Origin of the sequence: Pseudomonas sp. RA_15y_Pfl2_54, from assembly GCF_963971015.1 — a bacterium.
In the GTDB taxonomy this organism is placed as follows: domain Bacteria; phylum Pseudomonadota; class Gammaproteobacteria; order Pseudomonadales; family Pseudomonadaceae; genus Aquipseudomonas; species Aquipseudomonas baetica_A.
The window spans coordinates 36,355-56,998 of record NZ_CAXAPN010000016.1 but is presented as its reverse complement, the minus strand read 5'-3'; the positions used below and the strand labels follow the sequence as shown (position 1 = coordinate 56,998).

At 58.7% G+C, this 20,644-nt stretch carries 14 protein-coding genes and 1 pseudogene; 12 read left to right on the top strand and 3 right to left on the bottom strand.

The features are described from left to right. Positions 1–230 precede the first annotated feature (230 nt). A complete protein-coding gene (locus AACY50_RS13590; protein ID WP_339538682.1) occupies positions 231–2,480 on the top strand; it encodes a response regulator in 2,250 nt (749 codons plus the stop codon). A gap of 83 nt (positions 2,481–2,563) precedes the next feature. Here AACY50_RS13590 and AACY50_RS13585 read toward each other — a convergent pair whose 3' ends face one another. Beyond that, positions 2,564–3,472, bottom strand: coding sequence for a helix-turn-helix domain-containing protein (locus AACY50_RS13585; RefSeq protein WP_339494353.1), 909 nt, complete (start codon positions 3,470–3,472; stop codon positions 2,564–2,566). Positions 3,473–3,634: 162 nt separating this feature from the next. Between AACY50_RS13585 and AACY50_RS13580 the strand changes: the two genes are divergently transcribed. From AACY50_RS13580 to AACY50_RS13560, 5 genes are all read left to right on the top strand, one after another. Beyond that, on the top strand, positions 3,635–4,993 hold the full coding sequence (locus tag AACY50_RS13580; protein WP_339494354.1) for a glutamine synthetase family protein: 1,359 nt from the start codon (positions 3,635–3,637) through the stop codon (positions 4,991–4,993). 98 nt (positions 4,994–5,091) lie between these two features. Next, on the top strand, positions 5,092–6,180 hold the full coding sequence (locus AACY50_RS13575; RefSeq protein WP_339507651.1) for a polyamine ABC transporter substrate-binding protein: 1,089 nt from the start codon (positions 5,092–5,094) through the stop codon (positions 6,178–6,180). Further along, positions 6,177–7,478, top strand: coding sequence for an NAD(P)/FAD-dependent oxidoreductase (locus AACY50_RS13570; protein ID WP_339465063.1), 1,302 nt, complete (start codon positions 6,177–6,179; stop codon positions 7,476–7,478). The genes AACY50_RS13575 and AACY50_RS13570 overlap by 4 nt, the downstream gene beginning before the upstream one ends. 105 nt (positions 7,479–7,583) lie before the next feature. Next, entirely contained in the window at positions 7,584–9,239 is a 1,656-nt protein-coding gene (locus tag AACY50_RS13565) for a PqiB family protein (protein WP_339465064.1), read from the top strand. Between the two features lie 16 nt (positions 9,240–9,255). Beyond that, positions 9,256–9,807, top strand: a complete 552-nt coding sequence (locus AACY50_RS13560) for a PqiC family protein (protein WP_339494357.1) — start codon at positions 9,256–9,258, stop codon at positions 9,805–9,807. Here AACY50_RS13560 and AACY50_RS13555 read toward each other — a convergent pair. Beyond that, complete coding sequence (locus tag AACY50_RS13555) at positions 9,765–11,069, bottom strand: sensor histidine kinase (RefSeq protein WP_339465066.1); 1,305 nt, start codon at positions 11,067–11,069, stop codon at positions 9,765–9,767. The genes AACY50_RS13560 and AACY50_RS13555 overlap by 43 nt on opposite strands. A 328-nt stretch (positions 11,070–11,397) precedes the next feature. Here AACY50_RS13555 and AACY50_RS13550 point away from each other — a divergent pair, with 328 nt between their 5' ends. The 6 genes and pseudogenes from AACY50_RS13550 to AACY50_RS13525 all read left to right on the top strand — a co-directional run bounded on the left by AACY50_RS13550 (position 11,398) and on the right by AACY50_RS13525 (position 19,452). Then, positions 11,398–12,063, top strand: coding sequence for a histidine phosphatase family protein (locus AACY50_RS13550; RefSeq protein WP_339538680.1), 666 nt, complete (start codon positions 11,398–11,400; stop codon positions 12,061–12,063). A gap of 275 nt (positions 12,064–12,338) precedes the next feature. Further along, positions 12,339–14,060: a lipid IV(A) 4-amino-4-deoxy-L-arabinosyltransferase gene (arnT, locus tag AACY50_RS13545; protein WP_339538679.1), complete on the top strand. Its 1,722-nt coding sequence runs from the start codon at positions 12,339–12,341 to the stop codon at positions 14,058–14,060. Then, positions 14,057–15,574: an ArnT family glycosyltransferase gene (locus AACY50_RS13540; protein ID WP_339465069.1), complete on the top strand. Its 1,518-nt coding sequence runs from the start codon at positions 14,057–14,059 to the stop codon at positions 15,572–15,574. Before arnT ends, AACY50_RS13540 begins: the two co-directional genes overlap by 4 nt. A gap of 211 nt (positions 15,575–15,785) precedes the next feature. Then, positions 15,786–16,799, top strand: a complete 1,014-nt coding sequence (locus tag AACY50_RS13535; protein ID WP_339538678.1) for an iron ABC transporter substrate-binding protein — start codon at positions 15,786–15,788, stop codon at positions 16,797–16,799. 72 nt (positions 16,800–16,871) lie between these two features. Then, positions 16,872–18,397 (top strand): annotated as a pseudogene (locus AACY50_RS13530) (ABC transporter permease). Continuing rightward, the gene (locus AACY50_RS13525; RefSeq protein WP_339538677.1) at positions 18,394–19,452 is read left to right on the top strand and encodes an ABC transporter ATP-binding protein; all 1,059 of its coding nucleotides are present in this window, start codon (positions 18,394–18,396) and stop codon (positions 19,450–19,452) included. The pseudogene AACY50_RS13530 and the gene AACY50_RS13525 overlap by 4 nt, the downstream one beginning before the upstream one ends. Here the strand turns inward: AACY50_RS13525 and AACY50_RS13520 are convergent, their stop codons facing one another. Further along, on the bottom strand, positions 19,453–20,343 hold the full coding sequence (locus AACY50_RS13520) for a site-specific integrase (protein ID WP_339465112.1): 891 nt from the start codon (positions 20,341–20,343) through the stop codon (positions 19,453–19,455). Between the last annotated feature and the right edge of the window lie 301 nt (positions 20,344–20,644).

Below are 20,644 nucleotides of genomic sequence, written 5' to 3'. Positions count from 1 at the left end.
TGCGCCCAATCATTGCGTCCGTTCACGTCGTTGAACCGCCCCTCGCGCGCCAGCGAGCATTGCCTGGTGATTAAAGGGGTGTAGGATCCAAGGACGTGTTCACCCGGAATGCACTCACGCGGAAAGTCACAATGGCAGTTCGTCCGCCACTCGACACTGGAACCGCCACGCCCAGGATGATGACTCCATCTCCTTTGGCTGATGCTGCAACGTTGGGCTCCAAAGCGCGAATGGCCCCCAATGAAACAACAGACGCCCTCGATCAGTTACGTTTGCTCAATGGCCAGTTGGCCGAGATGAATCATGAGCTTCGTAGCAAGCTCGACCAGCAACGGGACGCTGCGCTGGACTGCCAGAATGTGCTGAACGGCATCAACATCGCGGCTGTCTTGCTGGACGAGCAGTTGAACATTCGTCTGTTCACACCGGCCACCCAAACCTTGTTCAGCATGCGTGCCGCCGACATTGGACGTCCGCTGGCCGAGCTATGCTCGTTGGCAACAGACGCCAATCTTCTGGAAGACGCCAGAGCGGTGATGCGTGACACGACGCCGCTGGAGCGAGAAGTCCGATCACAGAGCGGTATGAGTTTTACTCGGCGGATTTCCCCTTACATCAAGCACGACCATTGTGTGGAAGGGGTCATCATCACCTTTACCGATATCTGCGACAAAAAGCAGGTCACCCAGGCACTTGAAGAAGCGACGCATAACGCGCAGTTGGCAACGGCTGACCGTACACGGTTTCTGGCCTGTGCCAGTCATGATCTGCGCCAGCCTTTACAAACGCTCAAGTTGTTGCAAGGCCTGTTACTGAGCCTGTTGAAAGAGGAACAGCCTCGAAAACTGACCATCAGAATTGGCGAAACAGTGGGCGCCATGTCCGGCATGTTGAATGCGCTACTGGATATCAACCACATTGAAACCGGTGCCGTTCAGGCAAACCCCGTTACTTTTCGAGTGAGTGATCTGCTGGACCGACTCGCCGACGAATTCAATTACAAAGCCTCTGCCCAAGGGTTGAGGCTGAAGGTCGTGCCCTGCCATCTCTCGGTCGAAAGTGATCCGCGCCTATTGGAGCAGATCCTGCGCAATCTGCTGTCCAACGCGCTGCAATACACCCATGAAGGTCGGATACTCCTGGGCTGCCGGCGACATGGCGGGTGGCTGAGTATCGAAGTTTGGGACACAGGCCTGGGTATCGAGCCGTCCCATCTGGAATCCATCCTTGCGGCCGATCCGCCAGGCAAAGAGCCTGGCGCTGGATTTGAAACGGGTTTGCCTGCCGTCAAACGCTTATGTGCCCTGCTCGGGCATCGACTGCGTGCGCAATCGCGCATCCAAAAGGGGTCTGCCTTCGCCATTGATGTCGTCTTGACGCCTGAAAGTGCAGCGTTGCCAGGTGCCATGCATCCAACGGATCAGTCGGCGCAAGGCTGCACGGCAAACGGTGAAATGATCCTGGTTGTCGAGGATGACGTCGAACTGCTCGAGTTGTTGGGGACATTGCTCAAATCCGCAGGCTATCAAGTGGCAATGGCCAAAGACGGGATGACGGCACTGGAAAGTGTCACGCGTGGCGGCGTACAACCCGATCTGATTCTGGCCGACTTCAATCTGCCCGGGGCGATCAACGGCTTACAGATGATCACTCAGTTACGCATGGCACTTCATCGCAGCATGCCTGCCATCATTCTGACGGGAGATATCTCGCGCCTGACCTCCCGCGACGTAGCGTTCGAACACTGCGTTCAACTGAACAAACCGGCGAAGCTAAAAGAGGTCACGTTCGTCATTGCGTCGTTGCTTGCACAGCAACGCACCGCAAAAAACGACAGTGAGCGACCCGAACAATTCGCCCCTGGCATTGCGCGCTCATCGATCATCTTCGTAGTCGATCGCGACGATCTCTTTCGCCACACGATTCGCGGCGTGCTTGAATCCCACGGCTACGCGGTTCACGACTACGCGACCAGTGAAGCGTTTCTTGCAGACTATGCCCCCGGCCCGCCCGCCTGCCTGCTGATCGATGCCCACCTGCCAGGAATGGAAGGCGTTGAACTGCTGCACCAACTGAGAAAGAACGGCGATGACTTGCCCGCTGTCGTGATCAGCGGCAGCAATGAAGTGTCGATTGCCGTCGATGCCATGAAGGCCGGCGCTTCAGATTTCATTGAAAAGCCATTCGGTCGTAGTGAGATGCTTCAGAGCATTGCGCGAGCCTTGGAACACTCGCAGGACGCCAATAAAAAACTGGCGTGGATGCAGGAAGCGACTCATTGCATCGATAGCCTGACCTTACGGCAGCGACAAGTCATGGACATGGTACTGGCAGGATTTGCGAGCAAACACATTGCAGCGCAACTCGGAATCAGCCAGCGCACGGTGGAAAACCACCGCGCCGCGGTCATGACTCGAACCCACTCCAAGTCCATTCCCGCCCTGGCGCGTGTGGCACTGGCCGCCGATTTGAGAGTTTGAATGAGCGGCGGGCTCCCGGGTTGCGCACAGTGGTCGTGCACGTTGTTCGCATTCTGGTGTGGGTCACAAAGGACTTTGCTTCGCTACGCCATGGGTGAACGCTTGAGCGTCTCGCTTGGCAGTTCCTTGAACAGCGACCGGTAACTGTTGGAAAACCGCCCCAAGTGCCAGAACGACCAATTCATCGCCACTTCGGCGACCGTCGTTTGCGTCGGTGTGCACTTGAGTAATTCGCGGTGAGCACTGTTCAACCGGCGCAGACGCAACCATTGACTCGGGGTCATCCCGGTGTAGGCCTTGAACGCCTGTTGCAACTGCCGCAATGACACCCCTGCCACTTGGGAAAGCTCCAGCAAATTCAACGTCTCTTCCGGTGAATCGGCAGCCCACTCCCCGATCCGTTTCATGAGCGTTCGCTCTTCGGTACGACGCTGCAATTCACCGTGATCCAGGCCTATACGTGCGTTGTCGAGGATAAACAGACAATCCTCTAAAAGCTGCCGAGTAAGCGCGTCTTTTTCTTTTGAATCAATGGGTTGCGAAAGCTTCGTGAGAATCGAGCTTAACCAGCGACTGAACAGCGCGTTCTGCCCGCCCTTGAGTTGCGTCATGAACAAGCCTTCGAGTTTCGCCAGATCCAGACCTTGCTGACGGACAAACTCCGGGCCGAACACCACGGCGATTTCCTGGTAGTTCTCCGGGGTGATCCAGATGTTGCGACTGTCTTCATTGAGCAGATACAGCGCGTTGTCACTGCGATCAAAACAGAACGCCAAAGCCCCTTGCGGCGCGCTGAAATTCTGCTCGACCCGGGTGTTCATCTGCTCTTCGTAGACCTCGACACCCTGCAGATCCAGATAACGAATCTGCCCGGCGAAATGCCCCGGCGACATCTGTTGGTAATGCTGAACCCAGCCCGGTGTGGCGCGGACTTGCTCGGCCACATCGGCGGTGTTGAATGCTTGAACCTGTAGCGGATTGCACGTTGTCATGGGGTGACCTTGCGCACTCTTTTGGTGCGCTTTGGTGCTGCTTAAAGTGGATAGATGGAACCGCAAAGCTCGCCCAAGATAGTCGTCAATGCGCCACAGGGGAAGGGGCGGAAGATGAAACCCGCCCTCCCCGGCGTCTCTAAAACCAATAACGAGGTCTTTATGAATGCCCCTTTCGATCAGCTGTTCACTTGGCTGAAAGATCACAAGATTACCGAAGTTGAATGTGTGGTCAGCGACCTGACCGGCATCGCCCGCGGCAAGATCGCACCGACCAACAAGTTCCTCCAGGAGCGCGGCATGCGCCTGCCGGAGAGTGTGCTGCTGCAAACGGTAACCGGGGATTTTGTCGACGACGACATTTACTACGACCTGCTCGACCCGGCCGACATCGACATGATCTGCAAACCGGTGAGCGATGCGGTCTACGTGATTCCATGGGCCATCGAGCCGACGGCCATCGTCATCCACGACACCTTCGACAAGTTCGGCAACCCGATCGAACTGTCGCCGCGCAACGTGCTGAAGAAAGTCTTGCAGCTGTATACCGACAAAGGCTGGAAGCCGATTGTGGCGCCGGAAATGGAGTTCTACCTGACCCAGCGCTGCGAAGACCCGGACTTGCCGCTCAAGGCACCGCTGGGTCGTTCGGGGCGCGCCGAGAGCGGCCGGCAGTCGTTCTCCATCGATGCGGCTAATGAATTCGATCCGCTGTTCGAAGACGTCTATGACTGGTGCGAACTGCAAGGTCTGGACCTCGACACGCTGATCCACGAAGACGGCCCGGCGCAGATGGAAATCAACTTCCGTCACGGCGACGCCCTGGATCTGGCCGACCAGATCACCGTGTTCAAACGAACCATGCGTGAGGCGGCGCTCAAGCACAACGTCGCGGCGACGTTCATGGCCAAGCCCATTGGTGACGAACCGGGCAGCGCCATGCACATCCACCAAAGTGTGGTGGACATCGCCACCGGCCAGCCGATCTTCGCCACCGCCGATGGGCAAATGAGCGAGTTGTTCCTGCATTACATCGGCGGTTTGCAGAAGTACATCCCTAAAGTGCTGCCGATGTTCGCGCCCAATGTGAACTCGTTCCGCCGTTTCCTGCCGGACACCTCGGCACCGGTCAACGTCGAATGGGGCGAAGAGAACCGCACCGTTGGTTTGCGTGTGCCGACCTCCAGCCCGCAAGCCATGCGCGTTGAAAACCGCCTGCCGGGTGCCGATGCCAACCCGTACCTGGCAATTGCCGCGAGTCTGCTCTGCGGTTACATCGGCATGGTCGAGGGCATCGAGCCTAGCGCTGCGGTACAAGGCCGCGCCTACGAACGCCGCAACCTGCGTTTGCCGATCACCATCGAAGAAGCCCTGACGCAAATGGAAGAGTGCGACACCGTTGCGCACTACCTGGGCGACAAATTCGTACGCGGCTACGTCGCGGTGAAACGTGCCGAGCATGAAAACTTCAAGCGCGTGATCAGCTCGTGGGAACGCGAGTTCCTGATGCTGAGCGTTTAAGCCAATTCCACAAATCCTCTGTGGGAGGGGGCAAGCCCCCTCCCATAAGGGGAATAGCGAACCACCTGAAAAATCCAATAATTCGAAGAGGTGTCGATATGCGTCTATTGAAATCCGTACTCCCGGTTGCTCTGAGCGTGCTGTTCAGCGCCGTGGCCCACGCCGAACCCCAGGTCAGCGTCTACAACTGGACCGACTACATCGGTGAAACCACCCTCGCCGACTTCCAGGCCAAGACCGGAATCAAGGTGATCTACGATGTTTTCGACTCCAACGAAACCCTCGAAGGCAAGCTGCTCGCCGGTCGCACCGGTTATGACGTCGTGGTGCCGTCCAACCATTTCCTCGCCCGTCAGGTGAAGGCCGGCGCCTTTCTCAAACTGGATCGTTCGCAGTTGCCGAACTGGAAGAACATCGACCCGAAATTGCTCAAGCTGCTGGAAAAGAACGATCCCGGTAACTTGCACTCAGTGCCTTACCTGTGGGGCACCAACGGCATCGGTTACAACGTCGACAAGGTCAAGCAAGTCTTGGGCATCGATCACATCGACTCCTGGGCCGTGCTGTTCGAGCCTGAGAACATGAAAAAACTCAGCCAGTGCGGCGTCTCGATGATGGACTCGGCCGACGAAGTTTTCCCCGCCGTACTCAACTACATGGGCATGGACCCTCGTAGTGAAAACCCGAAAGACTTTAAAAAGGCTGAAGCGAAGCTGCTGAGCGTTCGCCCTTACATCACCTATTTCCACTCATCGAAATACGTCTCGGACCTGGCCAACGGCGACATCTGTGTAGCCTTCGGTTACTCCGGCGACGTGTTCCAGGCTGCCAACCGCGCCAAAGAAGCCAAGAACGGCGTGAACATCGCCTACGCCATTCCCAAAGAAGGCGCCAACCTGTGGTTCGACCTGCTAGCCATCCCGGCAGACGCCAGCAACCCGAAAGAAGCCCACGCCTTCATCAATTACCTGCTCGATCCGCAAGTGATCGCCAAAGTCAGCACTTCGGTCGGTTACGCCAATCCGAACCCGGCCGCCAAGCAATACATGGATCAGGACCTGGTCAACAACCCTGAGGTTTATCCCTCGCAGGCCGTGCTCGACAAACTCTACATCTCCTCTACCCCGCCCCAGGCGATCATGCGTCTGATGACCCGCTCCTGGAGCAAAGTGAAGTCCAACAAATGAATCAGTACAGCCAAGAACACGCCCGCTCCTATTACGCTGCTTCAGCGCGGGCGACCACGCCCTACCCGATACTGGACAGCGATCTGAGTGCCGATGTCTGCGTGATCGGCGGCGGGTTCACCGGGGTCAATACCGCCATCGAACTGGCGCAGCGCGGACTCTCGGTGATCCTGATCGAAGCCCGGCGCATTGGCTGGGGCGCCAGCGGGCGCAATGGCGGTCAGTTGATTCGCGGGATCGGCCACGAGGTCGAAGGTTTCGCCCGTTATGTCGGTCAGGAAGGCGTGCGCTACTTGCAGCGCTCCGGCATCGATTCGGTGGAGCTGGTGCGCCAGCGCATCGGCGACAACAGCATCGATTGCGATCTGCACTGGGGCTTCTGTGAGCTGGCCAACACGGCCGCGCAATTTGCTGCCTTCAGGGACGAACACGTTGGCCTCGCCGAACTCGGTTACGCCCATGAAACCCGGTTGGTCGGCCCCGAGCAGATCCGCCAGCAAGTGGTCAACGCCGAAGGCTATGCGGGCGGTCTGATCGACATGGGCTCAGGTCACCTGCATCCGCTTGATCTTGTACAGGGCGAAGCGCGGTTGGCCGCGTCCCTGGGTGTGCGCATCTTCGAGCAGAGTCCGGTGCTGGAAATCATCCACGGCACAACCGTGCAAGTGCGTTGCGCCACCGGCACCGTACGTGCCGGCAGCCTGGTACTCGGTTGCAACGCGCACCTGGATGAGCTCGAAAAACAGCTCAGCGGCAAAGTGCTGCCGGCGGGCAGTTACATCATCGCCACCGAACCATTGTCCGACGAACGTGCCGCGCAACTGATCCCGAACAATTTTGCGCTGTGCGATCAGAAGGTCGGGCTTGATTATTACCGGCTCTCGGCGGACCGGCGCCTGCTGTTCGGCGGTGCTTGCCATTATTCCGGACGCGATCCGGCGGACATCGCCGCCTACATGCGGCCGAAGATGCTCAAGGTCTTCCCGCAACTGGCGGACGTGCGCGTCGAATATCAGTGGGGCGGCAAAATCGGCATCACCGCCAACCGCTTCCCGCAGGTCGGCCGACTCAAGCAGCACCCGAACGTGTTCTACGCCCAGGGGTATTCCGGCCATGGCCTGAACGTCACACACTGGTGCGCGAAACTGCTCGGCGAGGCGATTGATGCCGGTCACAGCCAAGGCATGGACGTGTTCAGCGGCGTGCCGCACATGACCTTCCCCGGCGGCCCGGCCTTGCGTTCGCCGCTGCTGGCACTGGGAATGTTCTGGTATCGGTTACGCGAGATGCTCGGCTGAGGTCTTTCCCTTCCGCACATTTGCTCTATCGCCCAGCACTTCTATATTGATGAAGTGCTTTTGCGTTCCTGACGCTCAGAGCCCAATTATTGAAGGAGGACACGGATGAAGTCGTCAGCCACCGACGAGCCGCGAGCACCAGGCCAGGCGCCGATAAAGACCCGACGCTTCAGTGTGTCATTGGTCTGGATCGTGCCAATCGTTGCGGTGCTGGTGGGGATTTCGCTGGTGGTGCACAACCTTCTGCAGGAAGGGCCGACCATCGCCGTCAACTTCAAGACCGGCAGCGGCCTGGTGGCCAACAAGACCGAGGTCAAATACCGCAACGTGGTAATCGGTCAGGTGACCGATGTCGAACTGAGCGATGACCAGAAAAGCGTCAACGCCACCATCAAACTGGCCAAGCGTGCCGAATCCTTCACCCGCGAAGACTCTCAGTTCTGGGTGGTGCGCCCGCGTATTGGGGCCGGCGGTGTGTCGGGTATCGATACCCTGCTTTCCGGCGACTACATTGGTGCCGATATCGGCCAGTCCAACACCCGAGCCAAACACTTCAAAGGTCTGGAAAACCCACCACCGATCACCTATGGCGAACCCGGCAAGCGCTTCATGTTGCACGCCCCGGATCTCGGTTCGCTGGACATCGGCTCGCCGATCTACTACCGCAAGATCCCGGTCGGTCAGGTCGTCAGCTACGCACTGGCATCTGACGGCAAGGGCGTGGACATTGAAGTGTTCATTCATGCGCCCAACGATGCTTTTGTCACCGAAAACACCCGTTTCTGGAACGCGAGCGGTATTGACGTCAGCGTCGGCGCCAACGGCTTTCAGTTAAAGACCGAATCGTTGTCGTCGATGCTGGTCGGTGGTATTGCCTTTCGGGCGCCGGACTACAGCCCCAATGACGTTGCTGCGGCCGATGACAAACACTTCGAACTGTTCGAAGACCAGCAAACCGCCCTCGCCCCACCCAGCGGCAAAGCGCAATACCTGAGCTTGCGTTTCGACCAGTCCTTGCGCGGGCTCAAGGTCGGCGCTCCGGTGGAGTTCCTCGGCATAGAGATCGGCCGGGTGGTGGCGATCAATCTGGATTTCGACGCGAACAAAAGCAGCTTCCCGCTGAATGTCGGCATTGTCATATACCCGCAGCGCCTCGGTCTGGCCTACGGAAAAATGCTCAAGACCTTCAAGCACAACCCCGACGACGAAGCTGCCGGCATACGCCTGATCGGCACCTTCATCGACAAGGGCTTGCGTGCGCAAGCCCGCAGCGGCAACCTGCTGACCGGACAGTTGTACATCGCCCTGGACTTCTTCCCGAAAGCCGAAAAAGTCGCGTTTGACCCGACGCAGCGCCCAGTGGTGATTCCGACGGTTCCCGGCAGCCTCGAACAGCTACAGGTCAAACTCGAAGCCATGATCGACAAGCTCAACAAACTCCCGGTCGGCAGCATCGCCAGCAACCTGGACAGCAATCTGGTCGAACTGCGCAAAGGTCTGACCCAGTTCAACGCCAAGACCCTGCCGGGCGTGCAGACCACCCTCGCCGACGTCAGTAAAACCTTGCAGTCCGCCAACTCGACCCTGGCCGAAGATTCGCCGCAGCGCGAAAAACTCAACCAGACCCTCGATGAACTCGCACGCATGTCGCGCTCCTTGCGTGAGCTGTCGGATTATCTGGGCCGTCACCCGGAATCGCTGATTCGCGGGCGCCCCGACAACGCCGCGCCACTGGACCTGAAAGGACCGCCACGCAATTGAGCACAGGAGCTAACCCATGGCTTTACCGCTGAAGATCACCGTGCTCGCTGCGTTCATGTTGCTGGGTGCTTGCCGCAGCGACCCGATCAGCTTTCACACCCTGACGCCGGTGCAACCCGGTAGTCACCGGGCGGGCACACAAATCCCGATTGAAGGGATCACCGTGCCGCCCCAGGTGGATCGTCCGCAAATTGTCGTCCGCGAGGGCAGCAGCGGCCTGGCGATTCTGGAAACCCACTGGTGGGGCGCGAGTCTGGCGGATGAGTTGCGCAGTGCCTTGACCGACCAACTGAGCAACATCAGCGGGCGGGGCACTGTCTCGGTGCGTATCGATGTACAACGCTTCGACTCGATTCCCGGCCAGTACGCGTTGATCGATGCAACATGGCGACTGCGGCCGCTCGGCGATACCGACAACGGCCTGTTGACCTGCCGTTCCACGCTGCAAACGCCGTCAGGCCCCAGTATCGATGAACTGGTCTCGGCCCAGCAGAACAACGTCAAACGTCTGGCTGCCCTGATCAGTCAGACCGCCGGCGATCTGCACAGGTGCCCAGCGTCTTCCTGAGTCAGCGTCACGGTAAAACGACACCCGTTGGGCTCACGGCTGGTGAGTTGCACCTGCCAATGCTGCTGGTTACAGATTCTCTGCACCAGTGAAAGCCCCAAGCCGAGGCCCTCCCCGCGTTGCTCATCGCCGCGCACGAATGGCTGGAACATCGCATGGTGTTGCTCCTCGGGGATACCGATGCCGCTATCCTCGACCACAAAGCTGTTTTCGTGGAGGGTCAGGCGGACAAACCCTTGATCGGTGTAGTGCCAGGCGTTGCGCAACAGATTGCCCATGACCGACTGCACAAAGGTCAGGTTGTAGAGCGCCGTTCCTGCGTGTTGCGCGTCGTAGATAAATTCCAGGCCCTTTTCACGAATCAACCGCCCCCAGACTTCAACCAAAGCATCGGCGACCTCCCTGAGCGAGCAGGCAGATTCAGTGCCGGCTTCCTGTTGCTTGCGGGCCAGCAGCAAGAATGTCTCGACCAACTGGCGCATTTCGTCGCTGGCCCGGGCGATGCGGTTGACTTGCGCCGAGGAGCGCGCGTCCAGTGAAGGGTTGGCCAGCAACAGTTCGCAGGAACTGGCGAGCACCATCAGCGGTGTGCGCAATTCGTGGCTGACGTCGCTGGTGAAGAGTTTCTCCCGGCTCAGCGTTTGCCTTAACCGGCCCAGCGTCTGATCGAACGACAACGCCAGTTCGCCGACTTCGTCGGCGGCATAGTCCGGATGCAGAGGCGGAGCCAGTTCAATGAGTTGGTCGCGATGCCTGACCTGGTTCGCCAGGCGGATCACCGGGGCCATGACCCGCCGCGCCAGTAGACGGCCCAGCCCAATGGCCAGCAACACGCTGAGCATGAAACCGACAATCACCACGATGAACAGCAAGCGCTCACGCTGCTCAAGGTTTTCCTGGTCCCGCAACAGTACGTATTTTCGTCCGCCAACAGCTTCCACCATCGCGTAGAAGTCATCGCCGTCAAACTGGATCTCCTGAAAGCCCAAAGGCAATGCTGCCAGTTGCGCGGTGAGCGCCATGGCCCCTCGTCCGCCCTCAAAAAAAAACAGCTCACTTTTTTCAGGTTTATGGTTCCAGTGGCTGATGTCATCCATCGCCAGTAACCGGTGCAACCCTCCGCCGAGCGTGGTACGGGTCAAATTGCGCTCGACCACGTGCACGGTGGCGACAATCCCTAGCGCAAACACACCGGCGACCAGGGCGCTCATCGAGGCGAAGACGACCACAATCCGTTTGGTGAGGCTTTGCTTAAAGTCCATTGGCTAGAAATGACTCCACGACTGCTCAGTTCAATCGCAAAAAAAAGGGCGCTGCACGGTTGTGTTCATGCTTGCAGCTTTACCGGTACTGGCAACTTTTGTTAAGGGGGCTTCACGAATAAAACAGCAATTGAGTCTGGTTATCAAATAGCCGTTTTAGTTTGTTTGCTGATGCGCTCGCAAATTTTTCACATGTTCTTCACCACACCGCCATGATCATCAGCGCAATGTTCAGCCTCCATTCAAGTAAACAATCGTGAAGCTGGTTTAATCGTCATCCCTCCATTGCACCAGCGAGACTTCAAGTATCTACACAAGGGGCAGTAACTTGATTGAATCATTACAATTAAAAAGACCTGCCAAACAATGGCGTTATTCCCGTCTGCGTCTCTTGCTAACGGCTTTTGGCCTGGTGCTGGTCACCGCATTGGTCAGCGGTTTTGTCTGGTCACAGCGTTCCCCAAAGGATTTGGGCAACGCTGCGAGCACCGTCACCGCCCAATGGATGAAAGCCTGGCAGGCTAGAGAAGTTGTCGCACTGGTGCGACATACCGAACGGTGTGACCGGTCAACCAACCTTTGCCTGGGGCCGGCAGATGGCATTACTCAGGTAGGACGTGACGCGGCTGTTGCCGTCGGACAAGGGTTCGTGCGGCTGGGCATGAAGCGGGCCGAAGTGTTCAGTAGTCCGCTCACCCGTACCGCACAAACCGCCCACTCCATGTTCGGCCAGGACGCCATCACACAGGACTGGCTGGAGGTGTGTGGGCCGACGATGCGCAATGACGTCGTGGCGCACAAGACGGCAGGTCATAACCTGGTGCTGATCACCCACAGCGGCTGCATCAGCGATTTTGAAAAGCAGACCGGTTACCCCCACGCGGTGACAGCTCAATACGGCAGTGCATTGTTGGTACGCATAGCCCCCCAAGGCGAACTTAAAGTCCTGGGCATTTTGAATGAAAACGCGTGGTCGAAAATCGCCCAGCAATAAACCGGTCAATGAATGCAGCGAACATAAAAGTCTCTCCGACTTGCCCCTGACTTTGTAATAATTGATTTTGTACATATTTGAACGCTGGACATTCGCGTTTTTTTAGCTTGTCTTAGCAAGGCGAACTTTGTACTGGAAGCAGAAAAGTTCGCTGAATACAGGAAATGTCTGTCGGACTTAACTTACTTGCATTCATCCACCAATAACACGCTCGCCTCGGATTGTGCCAAGTGCGTTATTGAAACAAACACCCTGCTCTGCCCCAAGGTCCAGTCATGACGTCTGAGAATAATCCACTGCGCCACACTGCCCGCAACTCACCGCTACACAATGCACCCTCCCTCGCCGAACGCCTGGCGATCCCGGGCCTGATACTCGCCTTCGTGGTGTTTTACCTGCTGCCGCTGATGAGTCACGGCTTGTGGATCCCCGATGAAACCCGTTACGGCCAGATCAGCCAGGAAATGCTGCTGAGCGGCAACTGGGTTGCACCACATTTCATGGGCATTCGATATTTTGAAAAACCGATTGCCGGTTACTGGATGATCGCCATCGGTCAGGCGATTTTCGGCGACAACCTGTTCGGCGTGCGGATCGCCTCGGCACTGAGTACCGGCGCAAGCGTCTGGTTGGCCTATCTCATAGCGCGCCGTTTGTGGAATAACCCGCGAATCAGCGCAGCCGTCGCTCTGCTGTACATGAGCTTCGGCCTGATCGCCGGGCAAGCCGGTTATGCCAATCTCGATCCGCAATTCACGCTATGGGTCAACCTGAGTCTGGTCGCGGTGTGGTTTGCCATCGACAGTTCCACTCCCCGCGCCCGCCTCGGCAGTTGGGCCCTGTTGGGGATCGCGTGTGGCATGGGCCTGATGACCAAGGGCTTTCTCGCGTTGCTATTGCCGGTGCTGGTCGCCCTGCCCTACATGATCTGGCAACGCCGGTTTGGCGAACTGTTGCGTTACGGCCCGGTGGCGGTGCTGGTCGCAGCCATCGTCAGCGTACCTTGGGCATTAGCCGTTTATTACCGTGAACCGGACTTCTGGCGGTTTTTCTTCTGGCATGAGCACATCCGCCGTTTTGCCTCCGGCGCCGCCGCGCAGCATGCACGTCCGTGGTGGTTCTACCTGCCGCTGCTTTTTGCTTGCAGCCTGCCGTGGGCCGTGCTCCTGCCCTCGACCATCATCCGCACCTGGCGCGAGAGGCACGACCCGAAAATCGCCTTCGTTGCCCTGTGGTTTCTACTGCCCCTGGCATTTTTCAGCCTGAGCAGCGGCAAACTGCCGACGTACATCATGCCGTGCCTGTTGCCTTTGGCTCTGGTGATGGGGCGCACGGTGATCAACTGGCTGGACGAGCGAAAGGCGCGGGTACTGCGCCTGAACGGCGTGATCAATACCGTGCTGGCGAGTGTTGCGCTGATTGCGCTGCTCTACCTGCAGGCCACCAAAGAGATTTACCAGAATACCGAGATGTTCAGCCTGTCGTTGGCCTACATCGTGCTGATCGGCTGGATCATCGCCAACGCGCTGCAGGTGCTGCGGCCATTGACGTTGTGGGCAATGCCGGCGTTGGGGATAGGCTTGTTGATCGCGCTGCTGCCGGCGGCGATGCCCGCGCAGATCGTCGACAGCAAGATGCCGGATCAGTTTATTGCCGAGCATCAGCAGGCGCTGAGCGAAACCACCTCGCTGCTGAGTAACGACCTCGGTGCGGCGTCAGCCCTGGCGTGGCGCTTGAAACGACCGCAGGTGGATCTGTTCAACACGGTCGGCGAACTCAAGTACGGCCTCGACGACCCGGCCATGGCCTCACGCAAGGTCAGTCTCGACGGCGTCGGCCAGTGGATGACCGAAGCGCGCAAGAAAGGCTCGGTGGGGGTGGTGATGCGGGTCAACAGCGCCCAGGAGTTCCAGGAAATTGAGTTGTTGCCGGTGGACGGCAAGCACTTTCAGCGGGGCAACCTGCAAATTTTCATCTTTGCGCAGAGCCAGCCATGACATCGAGTGCCAATGATCGGCGTGCCTTGCTGATCCTTCTCGCCGCCACCGCGCTGATGTTGCTGCTGGGGCTGGGCAGCCGTGAACTCTGGGGCGCGGAGACCCGCTGGGCCAACATCGCCTTGCAGATGCTGCAAAGCGGTGACTATTTCGACCCGTATCTCAAAGGCGATCCGTACTACGACAAGCCGCTGCTGTCGTATTGGCTGATCACCGCTTCAGCCTGGCTGATGGGCGGTTTGGGCCACTGGTCGTTACGGCTGTCTTCGGTCATCGCGGCATGGCTGAGTGTTTGGCTGGTGTATCTGATCGGCGAGCAGCTATTTCGCAAAGGCACGGGATTGATCGCCGGGTGGATGCTCGCCACGACCTTCTATTTTGTTTTCTGGGCGCGGGTCGCCACCGCCGACATCCTGACGGTGTGCGGCGTACTGGCTGCGTTCTGGTGGTATTGGCGCGGGCCGGAGGACACAAGGCTCTGGCGTTACGTCGTCTTCTTCGGGCTGCTGTCGCTGACGTCGCTGTTCAAGGGGCTGATCGGATTCATCCTTCCGGGCCTGCTGCTGTTGCCGCACCTGCTCAGCGAAGGCCGCTGGAAACGTCATTTGAATGGACGTCTGGCGGTAGCGCTGGTGATCGCCGGGGCGTTTTACATGCTGCCGTTCCTGCTGTCCCACCTCTATGGCGCGCCGAATTACAGCCAAAGCGGTCTGGGCCTGGTACTGCGTGAAAACGTCGTGCGGTTCTTCGAGCCGTTCGACAACATGGGCCCGATTTACACTTATCTGCTCTATCTGCCGGTTTATACCTTGCCATGGGCGCCATGCTGGATCATTGCGCTGTGGGTCGCGGCGCGGCGCTGGCGCCACATCGAACCCGACGCCCGCTGGCTGATCCAGGGCCTGGCCCTGCTGATGCTGTTTTTCACCGCCAGTGGCAGTCGGCGCAGTTACTACGTACTGCCGCTGGTACCTTTCGCGCAACTGCTCGGTGCGTGGTGGATCACCCGGCGCATGGCGGCGCGCAATACCCAGGGGCGCGGATGGATGAGAGGATTCGCTGCGGCCACCGTCGTGCTGGTCGCCGTGCTCGGCGTCATCTATCCATGGACCAATAGCGGTGGCGGTGCGATTCGCTTTGGCGAAACCGTGCGCGAGCAGGCCAGCCTGCAGGCGCCACTCAATCAGTGGCGCATGGTGATGGTCGAGGTCGACAACAAAGTGCCGATGTACCTGCAAACCGGTGGCGCGCCCTTCTACTATGTGCCGCAAAGCCGTGATTTTCCGCGCACCGGCAGTTCGGCGCAGATGATGGCGTGGCTGGAACGCACCAGCGGCGAGCACTGGAAGCCGCAACGCACAATCATCGTTGCCCAGTACCGCAAAGGCGACCCACTGCCGCTCCAATACCTGAGCGCCGATCACCAGATCGTCACCACCACCCCCACGCGTGGCGAGCAGTTTTTCCACGGGCGCACAGACCAAAGCATCGCGTACATCCCCAATCCCTCCTGAATAACCTGACGTTGAATGACGCACGGCAATCGTGCGTCTGCGACGCCGTTGGCAATCTGAATAGAAATGCTATGTATTAACGGTGCGTTTGACGTTTTTTTCTCATTTGTTTCTCTACATTGCCGACGGCCCAACATATGCAAATCATTCGCATTGAAGTCTGCGCGCGAGTGCTTGCCCATAACGTCTGAAAATCAGGAGCGTTCTCGTCATGAATCCACAGTTTCCGTCCTTTCTGAAACGCGCGTTGCTCGCCACCGCCCTGCTCGGTGCGGGCCAGACGTTCGCCGCTGATAGCGTTGGCCTGCTGGTCTACAACGCACAGCACGAAAGCCTGACCAAGGCCTGGGTCGCCGGATTCACTCAAGAGACCGGTATTCCCGTGACGATTCGTAATGGCGATGACACCGAGATGGGCAATCAGCTCGTACAGGAAGGCTCGGCCTCACCGGCAGACGTGTTCCTCACCGAGAACTCACCGGCGATGGTGCTGGTCGACAACGCCAAGCTGTTCGCCCCCGTAGCGCCGAAAACGCTGGAACAAGTGGATTCGGCGTACCGCCCGGCTCACGGGCGTTGGGTCGGTATCGCTGCGCGTTCGACGGTGTTCGTCTACAACCCGGCCAAACTCGCGGAAAAAGACTTGCCAAAATCCCTGCTCGATCTGGCAGAACCCGGCTGGAAAGATCGCTGGGCCGCCTCCCCTGCCGGTGCCGACTTCCAGGCGATCGTCGCCGCCGTGCTTGAGCAGAAAGGCGAAGCCGCCACGCTCGATTGGCTCAAAGGCATGAAAGCCAATGTCTCCGTGTATCGTGGGAGCAGCGCCGTGCTCAAAGCGGTGAACGCCGGGCAGATCGACAGCGGCGTGATCTATCACTATTACAGCTTCGTCGATCAGTCCAAAACCGGCGAAAACAGCAAGAACACCCGACTGCATTACTTCAAACATCAGGATCCGGGTGCATTCGTGAGCATTTCCGGCGCAGGCGTGCTGGCCTCCAGCAAACACCAGGAGGAGGCCCAGCAGTTCCTCAACTACATCACGGGCAAACAAGGTCAGGAAATTCTGCATAGCGGCAATTCGTTTGAATACGCCGTAGGCAAAGACGCACCGTCCAATGCCAAGCTGACGCCGCTGAAAGATCTGGATGCGCCCAAAGTCGATGCGTCGAAACTCGACAGCCAAAAAGCCGTCGAGCTGATGACCCAGGCAGGACTGCTGTAAGTGCTGCCGCAAACCTTACCTGCACAAGTTGCCGCGACCACGGGTGCCCACCGCCCGTGCAGAGCCCGCGCCGTGACGGGGCGTCGGGGCTCGTGGGTGGTCGCCCTGGCGATCGGGGTTTCATTGTTGTCGCTGCTACCGATTGCGTTTGTGGTCGGTGTGTCGTGGGCCACGGGTTGGGCGACCATCGAAGCGTTGGTGTTTCGCCCTCGGGTAGCCGAGTTGTTGATCAACACGGTGCTGCTGGTGTTGATCACTCTGCCGCTGTGCATCGTGATCGGCACCGCGCTCGCGTGGCTGACTGAGCGCACTGACCTGCCCGGTCGGCGCTTTTGGTCCTTATTGGCCGTCGCGCCGCTGGCGGTGCCGGCGTTCGTTCACAGTTATGCGTGGGTCAGTCTGATTCCATCGATTCACGGACTGCCGGCCGGTGTGCTGGTCTCGGTGATCCCTATTTCCCGTTTCTTTATCTGCCGATTGCGGCAACGTTGCGTCGACTGGATCCGGCCATTGAAGACGTCGCCGAATCCCTGGGTCTCAAACCGTGGGCGGTGTTTTTCAGGGTGGTATTGCCGCAGTTGCGCCTGGCGATTGGCGGCGGTGCCTTGCTGGTCGGCCTGCATTTGCTCGCCGAATACGGCCTCTACGCGATGATCCGTTTCGACACCTTCACCACGGCTATTTTCGATCAGTTCAAATCGACCTTTAACGGCCCGGCGGCAAACATGCTGGCCGGGGTTCTGGCGTTGTGTTGTCTGGCGATGCTGACGGTCGAATCTGCCGCCCGTGGTCAGGCGCGTTATGCCCGCGTGGGTTCAGGCAGTGCGCGTGAACAACGCACGGTGCTTTTGGGCCGCGGCACCGTTGCACTCGGGCTGACCCTGCAAACCGTGATCGCTCTGCTCGCCCTCGGGGTGCCTTTACTGACGTTGGGGCGTTGGCTCGTCACTGGCGGCGTTGAGGTCTGGCAAGGCGGTGAGTTGTTGCCCGCTTTACTGCAAACCCTGTCATTGGGCGTGGCCGGTGCACTGTTGACCAGCCTGGCGGCAATTCCGATTGCCTGGCTGTCGATCCGCGCACCGGGCAGGTTGCAGCGCCTGCTTGAAGGCTGCAATTACATCACCAGTTCATTGCCAGGAATCGTTGTGGCGCTGGCGTTGGTGACGATCACTATCCATTTCGCCCGGCCGATCTACCAGACCACCATCACTGTGCTGCTGGCCTATCTGCTGATGTTCCTGCCACGGGCGCTGGTCAGCCTGCGTGCCGGTTTCGCCCAAGCGCCGGTGGAGTTGGAAAACATCGCGCAAAGCCTCGGCCGCTCGCCGTTACGCGCCGTGTGGCTGATCACCTTGCGCCTGGCCGCACCGGGCGCAGCGGCAGGTGCCGCGTTGGTGTTTCTGGCGATCACCAATGAACTGACGGCGACCCTGCTGCTCGCTCCCAACGGCACGCGGACATTGGCCACGGGCTTCTGGGCCATGACCAGCGAAATCGACTACGCCGCTGCGGCGCCTTATGCACTGTTGATGGTGCTGCTATCGCTACCGCTGACGGCCATTCTCTATCACCAATCCAGGCGCACCGCTGGCCGATGAACGCACTCGAACTGATTACCCTGAGCAAATCCTTTGGCGCACAGAAAGCGCTGGATAACATCTGTCTGTCCGTCCCCACCGGCAGCCGCACGGTCATCGTCGGCCCTTCCGGCTCCGGCAAAACCACGTTGCTGCGAATGATCGCCGGATTCGAATTTCCTGATGCCGGCAGCCTGTTGCTTAACGGTCAGGTGCTGGTAGACAGCACTCATGCGGTGCCGGCGTATCAACGCCAGATCGGCTATGTGCCGCAGGACGGGGCACTGTTTCCGCACATGACCGTCGCCGCCAACATCGGCTTTGGGCTGACGCTGACGGGTGAGGCTCGAAATGAACGCATCGCACAGCTGATGGACAGCGTATCGCTGGAGGCCAACATGGCGGGTCGATGGCCCCACGAATTGTCCGGCGGCCAGCAACAAAGGGTTTCACTCGCCCGGGCACTGGCCCAGCAGCCCCGACTGATGCTTCTCGATGAGCCGTTTTCTGCCCTCGACACCGGCCTGCGCAGCGCCATGCGCAAAATGGTCGCGCGGCTGCTCGAAGACGCTGGCGTCACCACGATCCTGGTCACCCATGACCAAGGTGAGGCGCTGTCGTTTGCCGATCAATTGGCGGTCATGCGTGCAGGGCGTCTGGTGCAATCCGGGCATCCCATGGATCTCTACCGATACCCGGACGATGAGCAGACCGCGCATTTTCTCGGTGAAGCCGTCGTGATGCCGGCGCGCATCGAATTCGGTTGGGCCCATTGCGAGCTGGGCGCGGTGCCGGTCAACAGCGACGGTTTCATCGGCCATGCACAGATCATGTTGCGCCCTGAGCAATTGCAGTTGTCCGACGCCATGACCAGCACCAAAGGCTGTCATGCGGTGGTCACTGAGCGGGAGTTCGCGGGTAACACCTGCACATTGACGGTCGAACTACGCGCAGAAACCAGCCAGGGCCCTGGCCGTTCACTGTTGGTGCGCAGCTCCGGCATGCACGCGCCGCCGGCCGGTAGCGAGGTTCATCTGTCGGTACTCGGCGCGGCCCATGTGTTGGCGATGGCCTGATCACAGATCGAAGCGATCCACCGCACGCCGCCGCTCGTTGTCATCACGCACGTCGTAGTTGGCGGTCGTCTGGATATTGCTGTGGTGCGCTAGTTTCTGTGCAATCGACAGATCATGTTCTTCGATGACGCGGGTGATGAATGAGCGCCGGAAGTCGTGGGGCATGATTTTTACCCCGACCTGCGTGCCACGCTGACGGGCGATGTAATAGATCGCGTGTTTGGTGATGCGCTCGCGGGTGATATGGCTGCCACGGCGGATGCGGTTGAACAGAAACGCATCGTCGCTCTCGCCTTCCTTGAGTTGCGTACGGCGCAATTCCAGCCATGCATTGAGCTTGGCAAACGCCCAAGCGGGGGCGTACTTGATCAGTTGCTTGTTGCCCTTGCCCACCACGGTCAGGCTGCGCTCGCTGAAGTCGACCTGGTTCAGATCCAGGTCCACCGACTCTGACTTGCGCATGCCGGTGCCGTACAGCAACGCAATCACCGCCGCGTCGCGCAGCCCTTGCGGACGAGGGTCGGCGGCGCAGACTTCCATCAACTCATGGATCAGCGTGCGCTTTAGATTTCGGCCCTGAGACAGTCGCGTGCCGGCAATACCTTTTACCGAACGCATCTTTAACAGGTGATCCTGACTAATCAGGCTCATGCGCCAGGCTTCGTTCATGACGCCGCGCACGGCATTTACATAAAGCGAAGACGTATTCGGCGCATAGTTGTCTTCGCGCAATGCTGCGACTAACGCAACAACATCTTCCGGTTGTAAAGCGTGCCAGGGAATGTCCTCGACATTCATGTCTTCGAAGCCGAGACGGTCAGCGGCGTCCTGCAGAACATAGCGCATGGTCAGTTGGCTGGAGGGGGCCAAGCGCGCCAGATACAGAGACATCGGGTTGGTTTTTGGCGGTTCTGTCGGTGTAAGGGGTAAGTCAATCAAACGAAATGCCTTGAGTAAAAACTGTTCAACACAACAACTTTAAAATGTAATGTTTTTAATATAAGCCGATTAATTCCGTAAGACTTTTCCTGTAAAAAAATCAATAAAAGGCAGAAGTCTGAACAGTGGCTTAATGAACTTTAGATAAACGAATCGCCGACTACTTTTTCATATTCCTTTCACAAAATCGGGCATAACCTTAAGCCCGATAGAGCCAGCGGCGGCAGTGAACAAACTGCCGGGCGAGGCTCGA

Coding starts and splice junctions, on each gene's coding strand:
- arnT (WP_339538679.1), top strand. CDS start 12,339: ATGACGTCTGAGAATAATCCACTGCGCCACACTGCCCGCAACTCACCG.
- AACY50_RS13575 (WP_339507651.1), top strand. CDS start 5,092: ATGCGTCTATTGAAATCCGTACTCCCGGTTGCTCTGAGCGTGCTGTTC.
- AACY50_RS13565 (WP_339465064.1), top strand. CDS start 7,584: ATGAAGTCGTCAGCCACCGACGAGCCGCGAGCACCAGGCCAGGCGCCG.
- AACY50_RS13535 (WP_339538678.1), top strand. CDS start 15,786: ATGAATCCACAGTTTCCGTCCTTTCTGAAACGCGCGTTGCTCGCCACC.
- AACY50_RS13590 (WP_339538682.1), top strand. CDS start 231: ATGGCCCCCAATGAAACAACAGACGCCCTCGATCAGTTACGTTTGCTC.
- AACY50_RS13585 (WP_339494353.1), bottom strand. CDS start 3,472: ATGACAACGTGCAATCCGCTACAGGTTCAAGCATTCAACACCGCCGAT.
- AACY50_RS13570 (WP_339465063.1), top strand. CDS start 6,177: ATGAATCAGTACAGCCAAGAACACGCCCGCTCCTATTACGCTGCTTCA.
- AACY50_RS13580 (WP_339494354.1), top strand. CDS start 3,635: ATGAATGCCCCTTTCGATCAGCTGTTCACTTGGCTGAAAGATCACAAG.
- AACY50_RS13540 (WP_339465069.1), top strand. CDS start 14,057: ATGACATCGAGTGCCAATGATCGGCGTGCCTTGCTGATCCTTCTCGCC.
- AACY50_RS13525 (WP_339538677.1), top strand. CDS start 18,394: ATGAACGCACTCGAACTGATTACCCTGAGCAAATCCTTTGGCGCACAG.
- AACY50_RS13555 (WP_339465066.1), bottom strand. CDS start 11,069: ATGGACTTTAAGCAAAGCCTCACCAAACGGATTGTGGTCGTCTTCGCC.
- AACY50_RS13560 (WP_339494357.1), top strand. CDS start 9,256: ATGGCTTTACCGCTGAAGATCACCGTGCTCGCTGCGTTCATGTTGCTG.
- AACY50_RS13520 (WP_339465112.1), bottom strand. CDS start 20,343: ATGTCTCTGTATCTGGCGCGCTTGGCCCCCTCCAGCCAACTGACCATG.